The 1,538-nt window shown below is 75.4% G+C and carries 1 protein-coding gene; it reads left to right on the forward strand.

Annotated elements, in window-relative coordinates; translation table 11 throughout:
- The first annotated feature begins 50 nt into the window (after window positions 1-50).
- Complete coding sequence (locus tag KQY30_RS36915; protein WP_254407741.1) at window positions 51-1,484, forward strand: beta-ketoacyl reductase; 1,434 nt, start codon at window positions 51-53, stop codon at window positions 1,482-1,484.
- The last annotated feature ends 54 nt before the right edge of the window (window positions 1,485-1,538 follow it).

Here is a 1,538-nt window from a genome sequence, read left to right on the forward strand (position 1 = left end):
GCGAGGACCAGCTCGCCGTCCGCACCTCCGGTGTGTACGCCCGGCGCCTGGTGCACGCCGCGCCCGCGGACGCCGCCCCCGACCGCCCCTGGCGGGCCCGTGGCACGGCGCTGATCACCGGCGGTACGGGCGGTATCGGCGGCCGGGTCGCCCGCTGGCTGGCCGAGAGCGGCGCCGCGCATCTGGTGCTCACCAGCCGGCGCGGCGAAGAGGCGCCCGGCGCGGCCGGACTCCGGGCGGAACTGGAGGAGCTGGGCGCCCGGGTCACCATCGCGGCCTGCGACGCCGCCGACCGCGACGCGCTCACCGCCGTACTCGCCGCGATCCCCGCCGACACCCCGCTGACCTCGGTGTTCCATGCCGCGGGAGTTGCCGACGGCGACGACTCCGTGGAGACGCTGACACTGGCACAGCTCGACGCGCTGATGCGTTCCAAGCTGACCGCCGCCCTGCATCTGCACGAACTGACCCGCGACACCGGCCTCGACGCCTTCGTACTCTTCTCGTCGGGCGCGGCGGTCTGGGGCAGCGGCGGCCAGCCCGGTTACGCGGCGGCCAACGCGTTCCTCGACGCCCTGGCCGAGCACCGCAGGGCCGAGGGCCTCCCCGCCTCCTCCGTCGCCTGGGGCACCTGGGCCGAGGTCGGCATGGCCACCGTCGACGAGGTTCACGAGCGGCTCCGCCGCCAGGGCGTCATGCCGATGGAACCGCCACTGGCCATCGCCGCGCTCCAGCGGATGCTGGAGGACGGCGACACACAGCTCACCGTCACCCTCATGGACTGGGACAGGTTCACCCCCAGCTTCACCGCGACCCGCCCCAGCCCGCTGCTCTCCGGGATCCCGGAGGCCGGCCGGGCGCTGGCCGCCGGGGACTCCGTACCCGAGGGCGACGGGGCGACAGCCGCCCCGCCGCTCAGGCAACGGCTCGACACGCTGCCGGCAGCCGAACGCGCCCGCGCCCTGCTCGACGCCGTACGGGCCGACGCCGCCTCGACACTGGGCCACGACTCGGCCGGCGCGATCCCCGCGAGCCGCGCCTTCCGTGACGTCGGATTCGACTCGGTGACCGCCGTCGAACTGCGCAACCGGCTGCGGTCCGCCCTCGGACTGCCGCTGCCCGCCGCCCTGGTCTTCGACCACCCCACCCCGGCGGCCCTCGCGGACCACCTGGGCTCGCTCCTTTTCGGGACCGCCCCCGGTCCGGACGGCACGGACCGCTCCGAACGGGCGGCCCGCGCGGACGACCCGGACGCGCGGATCCGCGACGCCCTCGCCTCCGTTCCCATCAGCCGGCTCCGTACGGCAGGACTCCTGGACACGGTGCTCGAACTCGCCGCCCCCTACACCGACGCCGCGAACGGGACCTCCGCCCCGGCCGCGGCCGACGGGAACGGCTCGCTCGACGGCATCGACGACCTGGACGCCGAAAGCCTCCTGCGGCTCGCCACCGACATCCGGGCCGTGTCCGACACGGACCGGTGACCGCCCGGCGCGGACTGTCCGGCGACGCGAACTGAAAGAGATCTGGAGAGAACG

The organism is Streptomyces sp. GMY02 (assembly GCF_019056675.1).
GTDB classification, from domain to species: domain Bacteria; phylum Actinomycetota; class Actinomycetes; order Streptomycetales; family Streptomycetaceae; genus Streptomyces; species Streptomyces odonnellii.